At 31.8% G+C, this 18,200-nt stretch carries 17 protein-coding genes; 9 read left to right on the top strand and 8 right to left on the bottom strand.

Going from position 1 to position 18,200, the window contains the following annotated elements; genetic code table 11:
- Positions 1-26: 26 nt before the first annotated feature.
- Complete coding sequence (locus Q0873_RS02400) at positions 27-905, top strand: UDP-2,3-diacylglucosamine diphosphatase (RefSeq protein WP_299104171.1); 879 nt, start codon at positions 27-29, stop codon at positions 903-905.
- A gap of 3 nt (positions 906-908) precedes the next feature.
- Complete coding sequence (locus tag Q0873_RS02395; RefSeq protein WP_299104169.1) at positions 909-1,922, top strand: glycosyltransferase family protein; 1,014 nt, start codon at positions 909-911, stop codon at positions 1,920-1,922.
- A gap of 89 nt (positions 1,923-2,011) precedes the next feature.
- On the opposite strand, the gene Q0873_RS02390 is transcribed toward Q0873_RS02395, so the two are convergent.
- The 6 genes from Q0873_RS02390 to Q0873_RS02365 all read right to left on the bottom strand — a co-directional run bounded on the left by Q0873_RS02390 (position 2,012) and on the right by Q0873_RS02365 (position 8,503).
- Positions 2,012-3,103, bottom strand: a complete 1,092-nt coding sequence (locus Q0873_RS02390; protein WP_299104167.1) for a DUF2911 domain-containing protein — start codon at positions 3,101-3,103, stop codon at positions 2,012-2,014.
- A 142-nt stretch (positions 3,104-3,245) separates the two neighbouring features.
- Positions 3,246-3,911: a uracil-DNA glycosylase gene (locus tag Q0873_RS02385; protein ID WP_299104165.1), complete on the bottom strand. Its 666-nt coding sequence runs from the start codon at positions 3,909-3,911 to the stop codon at positions 3,246-3,248.
- 5 nt (positions 3,912-3,916) lie between these two features.
- A complete protein-coding gene (locus Q0873_RS02380) occupies positions 3,917-5,059 on the bottom strand; it encodes a hypothetical protein (protein ID WP_299104164.1) in 1,143 nt (380 codons plus the stop codon).
- A 10-nt stretch (positions 5,060-5,069) separates the two neighbouring features.
- Entirely contained in the window at positions 5,070-6,203 is a 1,134-nt protein-coding gene (locus Q0873_RS02375; protein ID WP_299104163.1) for a hypothetical protein, read from the bottom strand.
- Between the two features lie 10 nt (positions 6,204-6,213).
- On the bottom strand, positions 6,214-7,356 hold the full coding sequence (locus Q0873_RS02370; RefSeq protein ID WP_299104162.1) for a kelch repeat-containing protein: 1,143 nt from the start codon (positions 7,354-7,356) through the stop codon (positions 6,214-6,216).
- A 10-nt stretch (positions 7,357-7,366) separates the two neighbouring features.
- Positions 7,367-8,503, bottom strand: a complete 1,137-nt coding sequence (locus tag Q0873_RS02365; protein ID WP_299104161.1) for a hypothetical protein — start codon at positions 8,501-8,503, stop codon at positions 7,367-7,369.
- A gap of 104 nt (positions 8,504-8,607) precedes the next feature.
- Between Q0873_RS02365 and Q0873_RS02360 the strand changes: the two genes are divergently transcribed.
- The 3 genes from Q0873_RS02360 to Q0873_RS02350 all read left to right on the top strand — a co-directional run bounded on the left by Q0873_RS02360 (position 8,608) and on the right by Q0873_RS02350 (position 12,379).
- On the top strand, positions 8,608-10,818 hold the full coding sequence (locus Q0873_RS02360; RefSeq protein ID WP_299104160.1) for a DNA mismatch repair protein MutS: 2,211 nt from the start codon (positions 8,608-8,610) through the stop codon (positions 10,816-10,818).
- An 89-nt stretch (positions 10,819-10,907) separates the two neighbouring features.
- Complete coding sequence (locus Q0873_RS02355; protein ID WP_299104159.1) at positions 10,908-11,843, top strand: OmpA family protein; 936 nt, start codon at positions 10,908-10,910, stop codon at positions 11,841-11,843.
- A 32-nt stretch (positions 11,844-11,875) separates the two neighbouring features.
- Positions 11,876-12,379: a hypothetical protein gene (locus Q0873_RS02350; protein WP_299104158.1), complete on the top strand. Its 504-nt coding sequence runs from the start codon at positions 11,876-11,878 to the stop codon at positions 12,377-12,379.
- 32 nt (positions 12,380-12,411) lie between these two features.
- Here Q0873_RS02350 and Q0873_RS02345 read toward each other — a convergent pair whose 3' ends face one another.
- Positions 12,412-12,636 (bottom strand): hypothetical protein, encoded by a 225-nt coding sequence (locus Q0873_RS02345; protein WP_299104157.1) that lies wholly within the window; start codon positions 12,634-12,636, stop codon positions 12,412-12,414.
- Positions 12,623-14,011 carry an MATE family efflux transporter gene (locus Q0873_RS02340; protein ID WP_299104156.1) on the bottom strand — a complete coding sequence of 463 codons (1,389 nt, stop codon included), beginning with the start codon at positions 14,009-14,011 and terminating at the stop codon, positions 12,623-12,625. Before Q0873_RS02340 ends, Q0873_RS02345 begins: the two co-directional genes overlap by 14 nt.
- A 117-nt stretch (positions 14,012-14,128) precedes the next feature.
- Here Q0873_RS02340 and tpx point away from each other — a divergent pair, with 117 nt between their 5' ends.
- The 4 genes from tpx to Q0873_RS02320 are packed head-to-tail and all read left to right on the top strand — an operon-like array spanning position 14,129 to position 18,125.
- Entirely contained in the window at positions 14,129-14,626 is a 498-nt protein-coding gene (gene tpx / locus Q0873_RS02335) for a thiol peroxidase (RefSeq protein ID WP_299104155.1), read from the top strand.
- A 7-nt stretch (positions 14,627-14,633) separates the two neighbouring features.
- Entirely contained in the window at positions 14,634-15,014 is a 381-nt protein-coding gene (locus Q0873_RS02330) for a diacylglycerol kinase family protein (RefSeq protein ID WP_299104154.1), read from the top strand.
- Between the two features lie 31 nt (positions 15,015-15,045).
- Entirely contained in the window at positions 15,046-17,451 is a 2,406-nt protein-coding gene (locus Q0873_RS02325; RefSeq protein WP_299104153.1) for a DNA translocase FtsK, read from the top strand.
- Between the two features lie 20 nt (positions 17,452-17,471).
- Entirely contained in the window at positions 17,472-18,125 is a 654-nt protein-coding gene (locus Q0873_RS02320; protein WP_299104151.1) for an outer membrane lipoprotein carrier protein LolA, read from the top strand.
- Positions 18,126-18,200: the final 75 nt, after the last annotated feature.

Genomic DNA, 18,200 nt, shown 5'->3' with positions numbered 1-18,200 from the left:
ACTATATACAATGTAAAGACTTAAAAATGAAGAAAAGCAAACGCCGTAAATTAGATATTGTAGTAATATCTGACGTACATTTAGGTACTTTTGGATGTAGAGCAACAGCGTTAAACAACTATTTAAAAACTATTAACCCTAAAATTCTAGTTTTAAATGGTGATATTATAGATATCTGGCAATTTAACAAGCGATACTTCCCTAAACCTCATCTAAAAGTTATAAAACAACTAATGTCTTTTATTACCTCTGGTACCAAAGTTTATTATATAACTGGAAACCATGATGAAATGTTAAGAAAGTTCAAAGGTTTTAAACTTGGTTCTTTTGAAATTGTCAACAAAATTGTTCTCAACATAGATGGGAAAAAGGCATGGTTTTTCCATGGAGATGTTTTTGATGTTACCATGCAACATTCTAAATGGCTTGCTAAACTAGGAGGTATTGGATATGACACTTTAATCTTAATTAATACTGCCGTTAATTGGATAAACCTAAAGCTTGGATACGATCGATTGTCATTTTCTAAAAAAATAAAGAACAGTGTAAAAAGCGCCGTGAAATTCATCAATGATTTTGAAAAGACTGCCTCATATATCGCAATTGAAAATGGGTACGATTATGTAGTATGTGGTCATATACATCAACCAGAAATTAGAGAAATTACCAATGAAAATGGTAAAACAACCTATTTGAATTCTGGTGATTGGGTTGAAAACTTAACTGCCCTTGAATACAAAAATAAAACTTGGAAGGTATATGAATATGAAAATGATCTAATCGCTAAAAATTTAGCTTCTGATCAGGAAATCCATGATAAAGAACTTATTGGCAGTGAAGGAAACACTTCTCAAATTTTTGAAGAACTATTGGCAGAATTTAATATTAACAAATCCCTTAAATAATCTATGAGAATCTTATACGCAATTCAAGGAACTGGAAATGGACATGCTAGTAGAGCTTTAGAAATTGTTCCTTACTTACAAAGAAAGGCAGACGTAGACCTATTAATTAGCGGATATCAATGTGACCTTAAATTTCCTTTCAAAATCAAATATAAGTTATATGGACTTAGCTTTGTTTTTGGCAAAAAAGGGGGTATTGACTTTAAACAAACGCTAAAAAAAATAAAGCTAAGCAATCTAATAAAAGAAGTACGATCAATCCCTATTCAAGAATATGATCTTATTATAAATGATTTTGAACCAGTAACGGCATGGGCCGCTAAACTCAAAAACGTTCCCATAATTTCATTAAGCCACCAAAATGCAGTTCTCGACAGTGCCTCGCCTAAATATGGTTTGTATAAAATTGAAAGGTTAATTCTTAGATACTACGCTCCAGCAAAAGTGAAGTTCGGTTTTCATTTCCAAGCTTATTCTTCTGCTATTTTTACACCAATAATTCGAAAAGAGATTCGATACCAAAACAAAACGAACAAAGGACACTACACTGTATACCTTCCAGCCTATAGCGATCAAAAGATTATAAAAGTATTATCAGAATTCAAACATGTTAAGTGGGAAGTATTCTCTAAACATTCTAAAGAATACAAGTTACACAACAACATCACCATACAACCAATTAACAACTCTTACTTTATCAAAAGTATGGCTTCTTCTGCTGGTATTCTTTGTGGTGCAGGTTTCGAAACCCCTGCGGAAGCCTTGTATCTTCGAAAAAAACTAATGGTTGTACCTATGAAGAATCAATACGAACAACAATGCAATGCTTTGAGCTTAAAAGAAATGAATATTCCTGTTCTTAAAAAATTCAATAAAAAACAGTATAAAAAAATTTCAAAATGGCTTAAATCAACTAAAACAATTGAAGTAACATATCCAGATATTACAGAAGATATATTAGAGGCTATTACCTTACCCTACTACAATCAAACCATTCTCCCAAATCTTCTTTCTTAGAATAAAAAAACATGGGTTTTAGATAAAACCCATGTTAGCACTAAAAAAAGCCTGGTTAATCGAATTAAACGAGCTTTAATTATCTCTTTTTACATAGCACCTAACTCTTTCAATAACTTTTCTGAATTTGCTTTTACATTTGCTGGAGGGTTTAAAGCTAGTGCCTTTTTCAATGCCTTAATAGCCTTCTTGTTTTCTCCTGCTGCTTTGTATGCCTCTCCTAAACTATCATATGCATTTGCGCTTTTAGGGTTATTACTCACATTCAATTGCATATATTTAATTGCTCTAGGATAATCTTTTGAATTAATCATTGCATAACCCAATCTGTTTAACTGAGCAGTATTAGCCATTCCTGCGGCTTCGTCTATCATTTTATTGTATTCCTCCTTTTTCCCTAATTTATTCAATATTTGCGCCTTTATCGCAACATTTCTAAAGGTTTTTTGACTATAGAATTGCCCAGAAATTGCGTTGTCAATCCATCCTAAAGCTTCTTCTAAATCTCCTCCATTATTCATTGAAAAGTTTGCTGCTTGCTCCCAAGATTGACGGTTAAAGCCAGCTTGTCCTTCTAGCTTCTTACGAACATAGGTTAGCACATCCTTTGTCACATCAACTCCTATCTTCATTGGAATTTGTTTCTTTTCCCATTTTAAAGAGAGTATAGCAGAGTTTTTAGTAACATCTGTAAAATCATAAGTCAACTGCTCTACATGAGGAATGTCTTTCATATCTACATCTACTCGCAAAGCATCTTCTCCTGGCTTGTAAAAATAGCTTCCCCAAGCACTGTAGTTTTTTGAAAAAATAATTGTTGCCTTATCATTATTATGAATAATCATATGCAAACCGTACTTTCCTGCTTTTAAAGGCTTCCCCTCAACGGTAACATCTGTAGTAAATTTTATAATGGTATTTTCATTGGCGCCTGCACGCCATGGAGATTCCTTAGCAGTCCCGAAGTTTAAATCATTCATTCCATAAGGAACTAATTTCCCCCAAACTTCTCTCTTATTAACACTTGGTCTAGCATATTTTACATAAATATCGGAAACACCAATACGCTGCGAAACGGTAGCCTGCTGACTTCCACGAGGTAAATTTAATTGCGCATACGAGTTAACGCTAATTATTAATAAAAAGCTTAGTAAAATTTTGAAGTAATTGTTTGGTTTCATCTTGAAGGTAATTTTTAGTTAATTAACCTTCACAAATTAGATACTATAAAAAGTTCTTTGTGTTATTAATTAGTTAAAAACCAAACATCTATAGTTAATTAACAGTTCATTAACTTTTCAAAAACCACCTAAAAAAAAACAACTACCAATTGATCTTTTTCATTTTTTTCTGCTCTAAAAACTCATTTGTTTGAGAAAAATGTTTGTTTCCAAACCAATATCCTCTGTTTGCACTTAATGGTGAAGGATGCCCTGAAGTTAATACATGATGTTTTTTCTTATCTATTTTTGCCCCTTTCTTTTTAGCATATCCACCCCAAAGTAAAAAGACCACATCTTCTTTGTTTTCTGATATTTTTTGAATTACAGCATCTGTAAATTGCTCCCATCCTTTTCTCTGATGACTTCCTGCTTCATGGGCTCGAACGGTTAATGTTGCATTTAATAATAAAACTCCTTGTTGTGCCCATTTAGATAAATCACCCGATCCTGGATAAGCTATTCCTAAATCTGTTTCAATTTCTTTGAAAATATTGATTAATGAAGGTGGATGCGCAATTCCATTATGAACAGAAAAACACAATCCATTTGCCTGACCTATTCCATGATAAGGATCTTGCCCAATGATCACCACTTTGACATCTTCAAAACTACAATAATCAAAGGCTGCAAAAATATCAGTTGTTTTTGGGTAGCAGGTATACTGCTGATACTCTTCTTTTACAAAATTGGTTAAGTTTTCAAAGTACTCCTTTTGAAACTCTTCTTCTAAAATATTTTTCCAGCTATCAGCTATCTTTACCTGCATTCTTTTTAAAAATTTAAGCTTTCTGTTTTATTAAATTCTTTTAAATCTATTTTATAAATATTTCCGCTAGGTTCTTTATCAAATTTATTATTTGTAAAACCGCCAATTATATATAAAGATCCCTGATAAACGTGCAAATTACTTTCTTCTAATTCTATTCCGATATAATACTTACGCATTTCATCTTTAAGAGTATCGTATACAAAGACAATATTTTTGTCATAGATAAATATACGATCCTTTGAGGCTGCTAAACCCGGCTTTTTCATGGGTAAAGGTAAGCTTATTTCCTGCTTCCATTGTCCACTAACAAAATCAAAAGATTCTATACCTGACAATTCCTTTCCGTTATATCCTCCAATCAAATAAAATTTATGTTTTACTAAAACTCCTTTTGCCTCCTTCGCTACGGGCATCTGTGGAAGTTCATACCACAAACCTGTTTTGAAATCAAAAAAGTGAGATTCATTTGAGTATTTCACTGCTCCTCGTGCCCTCTTTTTAAAAGAACCACCCATAACAACCATATAGTTTTTATAAACCCCAGAAGCAAAGTTAATTGCTTGATGCGGGTTGGTATCATCTACCTTTGTAGACAACGAGTCTATATTTAGTACCTCTATTGTTCCATTTAAATACTCAAACCGTTTGTTCTTTGAAAGACGCTTTCCTCCAAGAATATAAAAATTCCCATTATAATAGTTCATATTATGATAAGCTCTATTGGAAAGTTTTACTTTGTTCTTAATCCATTTCTTTGATTGTAAATCAAACACTTGAATTTGATCACTGTAGCTATGATTAGAAGACCTATATCTTCTCATTAATCTAACGAAATCCTTAAGTTTAAAATCATGATCTGGCTTTGTTATTTTATTATCCCAAATCTTTGCTCCCAACGCTGTTTTAAAAGAAACATCTCCTCCCATCACATAAACTTTCCCATCAACGATTTGGGATCCAAAAGAAAATACAGGGCTTTTAAGAGTAGCTACTTTTTCATATTGCAGTGTCTTATGTAATTTTCTTTTTCCTTTAACAACAACCTCATTTAAATCTTCGTGTTTTACAGAAGGTTTTTCCTTTTCCTGTCCTTCAACCATTGCTAGTTTAAAAACACATAGGCTAATTAGTAATATCTTTTTCATAAACTTCAATTTAGAAATTATCAAACTCAGTTTTATTAAACTCCTTTAAATCTATTTTATATATATTTCCACTTGGTTCTTTTGTAATTCCATTCATCGTAAATCCACCAATTATATACAAAGCTCCTTGATAAACATGTAGATTACTTTCTTCTAATTCTATTCTAATATAATATTTGCGCATTTCATCTTTACGCGTATCGTAGACTAAAATGACGTTTTTATTATATATAAAGATTTGCTCTTTTGAAACCGCTAAACCCGGATTTTTCATTGGTAAAGGTAAATCCATTTCCTTTTTCCATTCTCCACTTACAAAATCAAAAGACTCTACCCCTGTCAATTCTTTTCCGTTATACCCACCAACCAAATAAAACTTATGTCTTACCAAAACTCCTTTTGTTTCTTTAGCTACAGGCATCTTAGGAAGTTCGTACCACAAACCTGATGTAAAATCAAAAAAATGGGTTTTACAGGAATACTTTACCCTGCTTCGTGCATTCTTTTTAAATGAACCTCCCATCACCACTAAATAGTTCTTATAAACATCAGATGCAAAGTTAATTGCTTGATGCGGGTTGGTTTCGTCAATAGTTGTGGATAAAGAGTTTACATTGACAATCTCTATTTTGTCATTTAAATATTCAAAACGCTTATTTTTTGAAAATCGTTTTCCTCCCAATACATAAAAGTCTCCTTTGTAATAATTTATGTTATGATAAGCTCTATTAGAAAGTTTTACTTCATTTTCTATCCAATTCCCTAACTCTAAATCAAACAATTGTAATTTATCGCTATACTCATGATGGTCTGGACCAAACCTTCTTAATACTTTTAAGAGTTGACCAAAGCTCTCTATGTTCATACCTGACACATCTATAGCTCCTCTTGCTCTGTTTATAGAAGAGGAAGCATCTCCTCCAAAAACATAGAGTTTATCATCAATCACATAAGAGTCAAACGCGTATACTCTTTTTTTTAATTGAGATACCTTTTTAAAGGGCAATGTTTTATGAAGTTTCCTCTTTCCCTTAACAACTACTTCTTTTAAATCTTCGGATTTCACTGAAGAATTCTCCTTTTCCTGCCCTTCAACCATTGCGAGTTTAAAAACACATAGGCTAATTAGTAATATCTTTTTCATAAACTACAATTTAGAAACTGTCAAACTCAGTTTTATTAAACTCCTTTAAATCTATTTTGTAGATATTTCCACTAGGTTCTTTTGCAAATTCATTCTTTGTAAAACCACCAACTATATACAAGGCTTCTTGATAAATGTGCAAATTACTTTCTTCTAATTCTACTCCAATATAATATTTACGCATTTCATCTTTACGTGTATCATATACCAAAATAACATTCTTGTCATAAATAAAAATCTGCTCTTTGGATGCTGCCAAACCAGGTTTTTTCATTGGTAAAGGTAAATTCATTTCCTTTTTCCATTCTCCGCTTACAAAATCAAAAGACTCTATTCCTGCTAATTCTTTACCGTTATACCCTCCTATCAAAAAAAACTTATGTCTTACCAAAACTCCTTTCCCTTCTTTTGCCACTGGCATATCTGGAAGTTTATACCATAAACCTGTTTTAAGATCAAAAAAATGGGTTTTATTAGAATATTTGACAGCACTTTTAGCGCTTTTTTTAGACGAACCTCCCATCACCACTAAATAGTTCTTATAAACATCCGACGCAAAATTAATTGCTTGATGTGGATTGGTATCATCTACTTGAGTCGATAATGAATCAATATTGACAATCTCAATTTTATCGTTTAAATATTCAAAGCGTTTGTTTTTTGAAAGTCGCTTTCCTCCTAGCACATAAAAGTTCCCATCGTAATAATTCACATTATGATAAGCTCTATTGGATAAGGCAACCTTATTTTTTATCCATTCTTTTGATTTCAAATCAAACACCTGTAGTTCATCACTGTATTCGTTCGTATTCGATTTAAACCTTCTTAACAATTTCACAAACTTCTCTAATGTCCCTACTCCTACACCTGCAGTTGCTTCAACCATCCCTTTACCTCTATTGTTAGTAGAAGAGACATCTCCTCCAAAAACATAAAGCGCATCATTGACTACATACGAGTCAAAAGAATATACTCTTTCTTTTAATGCTGTTACTTTTTTATAAGGTAAAGTTTTACGTAGCTTTCTTTTACCCTTTACAATTACCTCATCTAGATTATCAGTTTTTATGAGGGTATCTTTATCTTTTTGAGCAGCAACAACAGCTATAGCTAGCTTAAAAATACATAAACCGACTACTAGTATCTTTTTCATAATCTATATTTTAAAAACTATTAAATGCTGTATTATTAAACTCTTTTAAAGCTATTTTATAAACATTTCCACTAGGTTCTTTGACAAACTCCGTTTCTATAAACCCTCCTATGATATACAAATCTCCTTGATAAACATGTAAATTACTTTCTTGTAACTCTATTCCAATATAGTATTTACGCATCTCATTTTTTTGGGTATTGTACACAAAAATAAAGTTCTTGTTATGTATAAATATGTTTCCGTTAGAAACTGCCAAACCAGGTTTTTTCACTGGTAAAGGCAAATCCATTTCCCTTTTCCATTCTCCACTTACAAAATCAAAAGATTCTATTCCTACTAATTCTTTACCGTTATACCCTCCTATCATATAAAACTTATGTCTTACCAAAGCTCCTTTTCCTTCTTTTGCTACTGGCATATTAGGAAGTTTATACCATAAACCTGTTTCAAAATCAAAGAAGTGAGTTTTGTTTGAGTACTTCACCTTGCTTTTAGCACTTCTTTTGGAAGAGCCTCCCATAGTTACTAAGTAATTCTTATAAACAGTAGATGCAAAATTAATTGCTTGGTGCGGGTTGGTAGCATCTACTTTGGTCGATAAAGAATCAATATTGACGATTTCTATTTTATCATTTAAATATTCAAAACGCTTATTTCTTGAAAGTCGCTTTCCTCCCAATACATAAAAGTTTCCATTGTAATAGTTCACATTATGATAGGCCCTATTAGAAAGCGTTGTCTTGTTTTTTATCCATTCTTCTGAGTTCAAATCAAACACTTGCAATTCATCACTATATGTATGAGTATCTGATTTAAATCTTCTTAATAATTTTACGAATTGTTGTTGCGATTTTATCCTATTCTGTCCAGATGCATGAACAACAGCTCTACCTCTATTTACAGAAGCAGAAATATCCCCTCCAAAAACGTAAATCGCATCATTGACGACATAGGAATCAAAGGAATATACCCTTTCTTTTAATGTAGTTACTTTTTTATAGGATAAAGTTTTATTTAGCTTTCTCTTGCCCTTTACTACTACCTCTTTTAAATCTTCAGATTTTACTGGGGTAACATCTTTAATTTGAGCAGTTAAGAAATAACAAGAACCTAAACACAGAAGTGTTAAAATATTCGTTTTCATGTTTTTATCCCAAATATAACTATTTCTGAGTAAAAAAAGAAGGTGAATAAAGGGAATTCTTTGTTGGTATCTCTTATTTTTGCTTCGGTTTCAATTATAATATTTTGAATAAAAACATTTCAGAAAAAACACTTCAAGATTTAGAGTTTACAACGGTTTTAGAACAAGTTGCAGAATTTTGTATTTCAGATTTAGGAAAACAAGCAACTTTAAATATTCAACCTATAAGCAATAAAAAGAAGCTTTTTTTTGAATTAAACTTAGTGAATGAATATTTAGCTTCTTTTGAAAATGAGAATCGTATTCCGAATCATTTTTTTGAAGATATTACTGAAGAAACTAAAAAATTAGCTATTGAGAACAGTTTTCTAGAAACCGAGAATTTCTTAAAAATAGCCAGTGTTACAGATACCGTAAATGAACTAAAGAAGTTTCTAACAAAATTCGAAAGCTATTACCCTACTTTGTTCTTACTGAGTGATACTATTGAGTTCACTACTTTTGTTTCAGATGCTATAAAAAAGATTATTACTTCTTACGGAGTAGTTGCCGATAATGCTTCACCAACCTTAAAGCGAATTAGAAAAGATATTGGAAATGTACGAGGTAAAATTTCTGAAAGTTTTTCTAGAGCATTAAGTAAAAACATTTCTAGTGGTTACCTAGATGATATTAAAGAAACCATTATTGATAACCAACGTGTATTAGCAGTAACGGCTATGCATAGGAAAAAAATAAAAGGTAGCTTACTAGGTTCTTCAAAATCTGGAAACATTGTTTACATAGCTCCTCAAGCTACTTTAGCACGCAGTAGAGAGCTTCAGAATTTAATTTACGAAGAAAAGCAAGAGGTTGTTAAAGTTTTAAGAGCTTTAGCAGAAGAAATTAGACCTTATGTTTCTTTATTAGAAGCGTATGTAATTTTCCTAACACATCTTGATACTGTTGGAGCTAAAGCAAAATATGCCAAAGAAACAAATGCTTTATTACCTAAGATTACTAAAAACAGAAAAGTTTATTTAAAAGATGCTCTACACCCTGTTTTATGGAGAAAAAATAAAGCGCAAGATATAGAGACCATTCCACAAACGATTCAGTTAAATGACAAACAACAAATCATTGTTATTTCTGGTCCAAATGCAGGTGGAAAAAGTATTACCTTAAAAACCATTGGTCTATTACAACTAATGCTACAGAGCGGATTGTTAATTCCTGTGCATGAACGTAGTGAGACTACTTTATTCAACACAATTTTAACCGATATTGGAGATAATCAATCTATAGAGAACCAATTAAGTACTTATAGTTATCGATTAAAAAATATGCGTTATTTTTTACGTAAGTGTAATGAGAATACTTTGTTCTTAATTGATGAATTCGGAACTGGATCTGATCCTGAACTTGGGGGTGCTCTGGCAGAGATATTTTTAGAGGAGTTTTATGATAAAAAGGCCTTTGGTATCATTACTACACACTATGCTAATTTAAAGGTATTAGCTAATGAGTTAGAAAATGTAACTAATGCTAATATGCAGTTTAACGAACGAACGTTAGAGCCACTATATAAACTATTTATTGGTCAAGCCGGTAGTTCATTTACCTTTGAAGTTGCTCAGAAAAACGGAATTCCTTATAGTTTAATTAATAGGGCTAAAAAACGTGTAGAAACAGAAAAAGTTCGTTTAGATAAAACCATTTCTAAGCTTCAAAAAGAACGTAACAGACTCCAAAAAACTTCAGACACCTTAGAAAAACAAAAATCTAAGGGACAAGAACATATTGAAAACCTACAAGAAAAAGAATCTAAAATCAGAGAAAAACTAGAAGGTTTTCAAGAGTTATACGATAACAATCAGCGTATGCTTTCTTTAGGAAGGAGCATTAATGAAATGCTAAACAAGTACTTTCAAACCAATAACAAAAAAGAACTTTCTGCAAGTTTCTTTAAATGGGCTACTGCTGAAAAAACGAAATTCATAAAGAAAAACCCTCCTAAGAAGAAGAACAAAACCGAAAAGAAACAAGATAAAATAGCGGAACAAAAACAAAAAGAAGCTATTAAAAAAGTGGAGAATGAGGTATTAAAAAAGGTAGTTAAGGTTCGAGAGGAAAAGAAAAAAGAAGCTGCTAAAATTGCTGAGGCAAAAGCAAATTATGTTTTTAAAGTAGGAGATAGAGTTCGTTTAGAAGACGGAAACGCTGTGGGTACTATTGATAAAATTGAAAAGAAAAAAGCTTTTATTAATTATGGTCTTTTCACTACAGAAACTAGCATCACAAAATTAGAACTTGTTCAAGCCGTTAAGAAGAAGTAAAATAGCCTATACAGTATCAATTGGTTAGATAAAAAAGTTTTTATATATTTAACCTTTAATCAAACCTACTAACTAAAATCCCCTAACTAATGAGAAACTTTTTAAAAGCTTTTCTCGTTTTTACTGTATTCGCAATTATTGCACAGTTTGTTCATCAGGATAAAACTGAAAGCACTAATGATGAACATAATGTGTCTGACAAAACTTCAAAGAAGGAAGTTGTCAAAAAGGTAACTACTGTAATAGACACTATCAACAGTAAAAAGAAAGATTCAACACTCAACGTCAAAAAGGTTGTAAAACCTTTATTTAAAAATGAGCTCACCCAACTTAATTTTGCTCATAAGTTTGTTACCTCTTCCAATAACAGCAGAGTACTTTTCCCTAAACAGTTTTACTATTTCAAAGATTCCATTTTTAACTTCTTAAATAAGAATCAGGAAAAAGAAATCATCATTACCGCAGATTATTTACAGGGTGAAACTTTAGATAACGGACAAGACTTAGGTATAGCTAGAGCTACTTATTTAAAGAATAAGCTTGTAAAGTATGGGATAAACCCTAAGAAGATCATTGTAAAAAGTAATCCTAGCAATTACACCTATGATATGGAGGGATTTTATGCGGACGGAATTAAAATATCACATCAAAACATTCATCCAGACAAGTTAAAAACCATTCAAAACGAGATCACAAATAAAACCTTGCATTCTCATTTTGGAAACGAAAACTTTAATCCAGATAGAACCTTGTATGCTTATTTATTAGAAGCTAAAAGCTATCTAAACAAGCATCCAAATAAAAAAATCACTATTACTGGACATACAGATAATGTTGGTGAAGAAAAAACTAACGAATGGGTTAGTTTACAACGTGCTAAAAATGTTGCAAATTATTTTATACAACAAGGCATCGACACATCTAAAATAACCACATTATCTAAGGGAGATTCCTCCCCTATTGCAGATAATACTACCGCTCAAGGTAGAGCTAAAAACAGAAGAATTGAAATAACAATCAACTAATTAAAATAGTAATCAACTAAAACTCCCCATAAATGCATTTTACTAATTTTATAGCAATCTCGTTCTCCATAGAACTCTTTTTATGGATGCTAGGTTCTTTTTTAATAGGCTATCTTTTTGCCATGGTCTTTTATAGCAAGGGTATTTCAAACCCAATTGAAAACTTAGAACCAGAGATACAGAATACCGGTTTACAAGAAAAAAACTTTGATGATGAGCCTCTAGAATTAATTATTAGGGCTCGAAAAACCGTGGATCGAGGTGGTATAGAGGTTAAAAAACCAGAACGATTAAACTTTAAAAGAATCGGAACTGCATCAGAAGATGATAAAGATGATTTGTCTAAAATCAAAGGTGTAGGTTCTTTTATAGAAAAGAAGCTCAACAGTATTGGAATTTTTACTTACAAACAGATAAGTAATTTTACAGAAAAAGATATTGAAACGGTTACCAATTTAATTCAATTTTTCCCTGGAAGAATTAAAAGAGATAATTGGAAAGCACAAGCAGAGCAACTGCTAAAAGCCGAGGAATAAAAAAAGAGAAGTGTACACTTCTCTTTTTTTATTTATTCATATTTACTCATTTCTTCATCGTAGAATTTACCAGCAGCTTCAATTAAAGCTTCCATCTCATTGGCCAAATCTTGTTCATTTTCATTTGACAAGTCTTCAAACCACTCTATTTCATCATCTTTTAAGTTTATTAAAAACCTTGGGTATTCTGTATGTAATACAAAAATATCTTCAGGATGATTGCTATTATCTGCTAATAAAAATTTAGGTAAGTTCATTTTGTTTTGTTCTAATTAATTTCAAAGTTAAATAATTAAATCTCATGTATAATAATATGGAAGCAGAAGTCAATCCAGCTAGTAATCCTAACCAAATTCCAAAGCTTCCATAAGCTTCTTCTTTTCCTAAGAAATAACTTACAGGAAATCCAATTAACCAATAAGCAATAAAAGTTATTACTGTTGGAATTGCCACATCTTGTAACCCTCTTAAAGCTCCTAATACCATTACTTGAATGCTATCGCTAATTTGAAAGAATGCTGCTGCTATTAATAAGGTTGCCGCAATCTTTATCACCTCCATATTATCGGTAAGATTTTCAGCATCATTTAAGTCTACATAAATATTCGGTAGGCTTTTATGGAATATAAAAAAGATTATCGCAAATCCTACTGCCAAAATTATTCCTAATAAAAAGATTGAAAAAGCAATTCTTCTCAATTCAATATAGTTCTTTAAACCTTTTTGATTTCCTACTCTAACCATTGCTGCAACACTTAATCCCATTGCCACCATAAACGTCATAGAAGATAAATTCAAGGCTATTTGATTGGCCGCTTGTGGGTTTTTACCTAACAAACCACTTAACCAAATTGCTGCTGTAAAAATGGCCACCTCAAAAAACATTTGCATTGCGCTTGGTGCTCCTAAACTAATAATCTTTTTAAGCATTAATTTATCTAACACAAAAATCTTAATATTGGTAACAAGTCTTTTAGAACGTTCCTTTTGTGTTAACAACCACCAAAGGTAAAACACCATTATAAAACGAGACAATAGTGTTCCATAGGCTGCTCCTACAATTCCCATTTCTGGAAACCCAAACTTTCCAAAAATTAATAAATAATTCAAAATAACATTTGCTACGTTCGCTATGATAGTAGCATACATAGGATAACGGGTCATGGACATCCCGTCACTAAATTGCTTAAAAGCCTGAAAAACGATTAACGGAATTAATGAAAAAGCTACTAAATCTAAATAAGGAATCGCCAGTTCAACTACTTCTACTGGTTGTTTCATAAAATACAACAATGGCTTTGAAAAGAACACCATTAAAAACATTAATATTCCTAAGGTAGTACATAGGAATAAACCATGCTTAAAAGTTGATTTAGCTTTACCAAAATTTTCTGCCGCATCTGCTTCAGCTATCAAGGGTGTGATTGCAGTAGAAAAACCAATTCCTAACGACATTGCAATAAACATAAAGCTATTTCCTAAAGAAACAGCTGCAAGTTCTGCCGTTCCTAATTGCCCAACCATAATGTTATCAATAAAACTAACAAATGTATGTCCTAACATACCCAGCATTACTGGAGCTGCTAACTGCCAATTATATTTAAACTCAGATGTATAACGTGATAGCCTCAATTTTTATAAGTCGTTTAGAAACGCGAAGATATGACTTTTAAGGCTTGAATGACTTTTCTATCACCAATTTTCAAAATTATTTAGTTACCTTTGAATTCTGATAAAATAAAAAGAAAAATGGCAGCAATTACTTTACAAGGAAACCCAGTAAACACAATCGGAAATTTACCTAAAGTTGGAGAAAAATCTCCTAATTTTGAATTGGTTGCAGGTGATTTATCACGCAAAAGCATTTCTGATTTTAAAGGACAAAAATTAGTATTAAACATCTTTCCAAGTGTAGATACTGGAACTTGTGCTACTTCTGTAAGAAAGTTTAACGAACAAGCTGCTGGATTAGATAATACAAAGGTTTTATGTATTTCTAAAGATTTACCTTTTGCACAAGGTAGATTTTGTGGAGCAGAAGGAATTGAAAATGTAGTAATGCTTTCTGACTTTGTTGATGGTAATTTTGGAAAAAATTACGGTTTAGAAATTACAGATGGTCCTTTAACAAGTTTACACTCTCGTTGTATCGTAGTGGTTAATGAAGAAGGAGTTGTTACACATACAGAACAAGTTCCTGAAATAGTTGACGAACCAAATTACGAAGCAGCTTTAAAAGCATTATAAGTATAGTATGAAAAACCCGAATGATGGTTTTATAATGGGCAGATTACGAAGTATTAAATTTGCCTTAAAAGGTATGTGGCTACTGTTAACTACAGAAGACAGCATAAAAGTTCAATTTTCTATAGCAGTTTTAGTAACCTTATTAGGTTTCTATTTTGAAATTTCTTCAATTGAATGGATGATTCAATGCTTGGCTATTGGATTGGTCTTAGTAGCTGAAGCTTTAAATACCGCTGTTGAAAAAGTTGCCGATTTTATTCATCCTGATTACCATGAAAAAATCGGTTTTATCAAAGACATTGCAGCTGGTGCTCCTGCCTTTGCTGCACTTATATCTATAATTATATTTTTTATTATTTATCTTCCTAAAATTATAGTTATATTTTAACGTTGTAATACACTCAACCTAATTTATATTCATGGCCAAAAAGAAAACCGCAAGAAAAAAAACACCACCTAAAAGTCCTGTTACACCTAAAATAAAATCTTTTATAAGTAATAGACAGAATCAAAGTATTTTTGGTACGTTTTTAATTCTTTTTTCTTTAGCCTTATTAGTGGCTTTTATATCTTTTTTCTTTTCTTGGCAAGAAGACCAAAGTGCATTAAATCAATTTCCAAATAAAGCTTTTAGAGCTAAAAATCTCTTAGGGCAAATTGGTGCAAAACTGAGCAACCTTTTTATATACAAAGGTTTTGGAGTTGGTGCCTTTATGCTTGTTTTCTTATTTTTTATTAGTGGAGCTAGAATATTACTTCAATCTAGAATAAAAAGTATTATTTCCTCTTGGAACTGGGGGTTATTAGGAATGCTATGGATTTCTGTTGCTTTAGGGTTTACAGATAAAAAACTTGCTTTGTTATCTGGAACAATTGGTTTTGAATTAAACGAATATTTACAAACTTTTCTAGGAAAAATAGGACTTGTTATTCTTTTATTGTTCTTATTAGTAGCCTATATAATTCTTCGATTTAAGATAACTCCTGAAGTTGTTGATGAAAAGGTAAAAGCTTCTCAGGAAGAGAAAGAGCAGCTACAAAAAGAGAGTATTCAAACTCCTACTGTAGATGACAATGAAGCAAAATCTGATTTTGAGCTTTCTTTAGAAAATTTACAGCCTACGATTAATAATCATTCGAAAATTAAACCAGAAGAACCTAAAAAAGAAGAGATTCCTTTAGATGTTAAGCCAATAGAGGAACCTACTTTAGTGATTTCTGAAGAAACAAAGAAAGAAGTTGAAGTTGCGATAGAGAAAATTGCCGAAGAATCTCATGTATCTGAAAACTTATCGGATCAATTGGTTAAAGATTTTGGAGAATTTGACCCTAAATTAGAGCTTGGAAACTTCAAGTTCCCAACATTTAATTTATTAAAAGAATACAACGAAAGTATTTCTATTGATCCTACGGAGTTAGAGGCAAATAAGAATCAAATTGTTGAAACTTTAAAGAACTACAAAATTGGTATTGCTCAAATAAAGGCAACCGTAGGTCCAACAATTACATTATATGAAATCGTTCCAGAAGCTGGAGTTCGTATTTCTAAAATTAAAAATTTAGAAGATGATATTGCTTTATCATTATCAGCTTTAGGAATTCGTATTGTTGCTCCGATACCTGGTAAAGGAACTATTGGTATTGAAGTACCAAATAAAAAAGCTACCATCGTTTCTATGCATTCTGTAATTTCTTCTAAGAAATTCCAAGAATCAGCTATGGAACTTCCTATTGCATTAGGTAAAACCATTTCTAACGAAACATTCGTAGTTGATTTAGCTAAAATGCCTCACCTACTTATGGCAGGGGCTACAGGACAAGGAAAATCTGTTGGACTAAATGCTATATTAACATCGTTATTATATCGAAAACACCCTGCAGAGGTTAAGTTTGTTTTAGTAGACCCTAAAAAAGTAGAGCTTACCTTATTTAATAAAATAGAGCGTCATTATTTAGCAAAACTTCCAGATTCAGAAGAAGCTATTATTACCGATAACACTAAAGTAATTAATACATTAAACTCTCTTTGTATTGAGATGGATAACCGTTACGAGCTACTTAAAAATGCCATGGTTCGTAATATCAAAGAGTATAATGCAAAATTTAAAGCACGTAAATTAAATCCAGAAAACGGACATATGTTCTTACCATATATTGTTTTGGTTATTGATGAATTTGCCGATTTAATTATGACCGCTGGTAAGGAGGTAGAAACTCCTATTGCTCGTTTGGCACAATTAGCCCGTGCAATTGGTATTCATTTAATTGTAGCAACCCAAAGACCATCGGTAAATGTAATTACGGGTATTATTAAGGCAAACTTCCCTTCTAGAATTGCTTTTAGGGTAACCTCAAAAATAGATAGTAGAACAATTTTAGATGCTCCAGGTGCAGATCAATTAATTGGTCGTGGAGACATGTTGTATTCTGGAGGAAACGATATCACTCGTATTCAGTGTGCTTTTGTTGACACACCAGAAGTTGAAAAAATCACCGATTATATTGGTTCTCAAAGAGCGTATCCAGAAGCCCATCTACTTCCTGAGTATGTTGGTGAAGAAGGTGGCACAAATCTTGATATTGATATTGCAGATAGAGACAAGCTATTTAAAGAAGCAGCTGAAGTTATTGTGACAGCACAACAAGGTTCGGCATCGTTATTGCAACGAAAGTTAAAACTGGGATACAATAGAGCAGGTAGATTGATAGACCAATTAGAAGCTGCGGGTATTGTAGGTCCATTTGAAGGAAGTAAAGCTCGTCAAGTATTAGTTCCTGATTTAATTGCTTTAGAGCAATTATTGGAAAATGAAAAAAATAAGTAATTAAGAATTGAATTCATAAAATGAAAAAACTAGGAATATTATTAGCAAGTATATTTTTAAGCGTTCAAATGAGCGCTCAAAACACATCTACTCAAGCAAAAGGCTTACTAGATGAAGTATCTTCGAAAATGGGAGCTTATGAAAATATGACCATTGGTTTTAATTCTACCTTAGTTAATAAAGAAGCTGGAATTACAAACGACCCTCCTATTCGTGGTGAAATTACCTTAGCTGGTGAAAAATACAACTTAAATTATCTAGGGAACAACTTTGTTTTTGATGGAAAAAAATTAGTTGTTATCAATACTGAAGAGAAGGAAGTTAATATTACAAATGGTGATTTAGAAGAGGAAGATGGATTTATTTACCCTTCAAAATTATTAACCTTTTATAAAGAAGGATATACTTATAAAATGGGAGATCTGAGAAACAGTAAAGGACGTAAAATTCAGTTTGTTGACTTAACTCCTATTGACAGTAATTCTGATATCATAAAAGTACAGTTAGGTATTGACGCAAAAACAAAACACATTTATAAATTAGTTCAAATTGGTTCTAACGGAGCGGAAACAACCTTTACGATTACCAAGTTTAAAAGTAATCAACCTATTTCTGAAAAGTTATTCTCTTTTGACAAAATTAAGTACGAAAAACAAGGATATTATATAGACTAAATTCTAATATCGAAAGTTTTGTTGATGAAATTGTGAATCATTAACAAAACTTTTGTGTTATTTGTACTAACTAAC

The sequence above is a fragment of the uncultured Tenacibaculum sp. genome (assembly GCF_947498805.1).
Classification (GTDB): Bacteria; Bacteroidota; Bacteroidia; order Flavobacteriales; family Flavobacteriaceae; genus Polaribacter.
The sequence above is the reverse complement of the archived record's forward strand: the minus strand, read 5'-3'. Positions and strand labels throughout refer to the sequence as shown.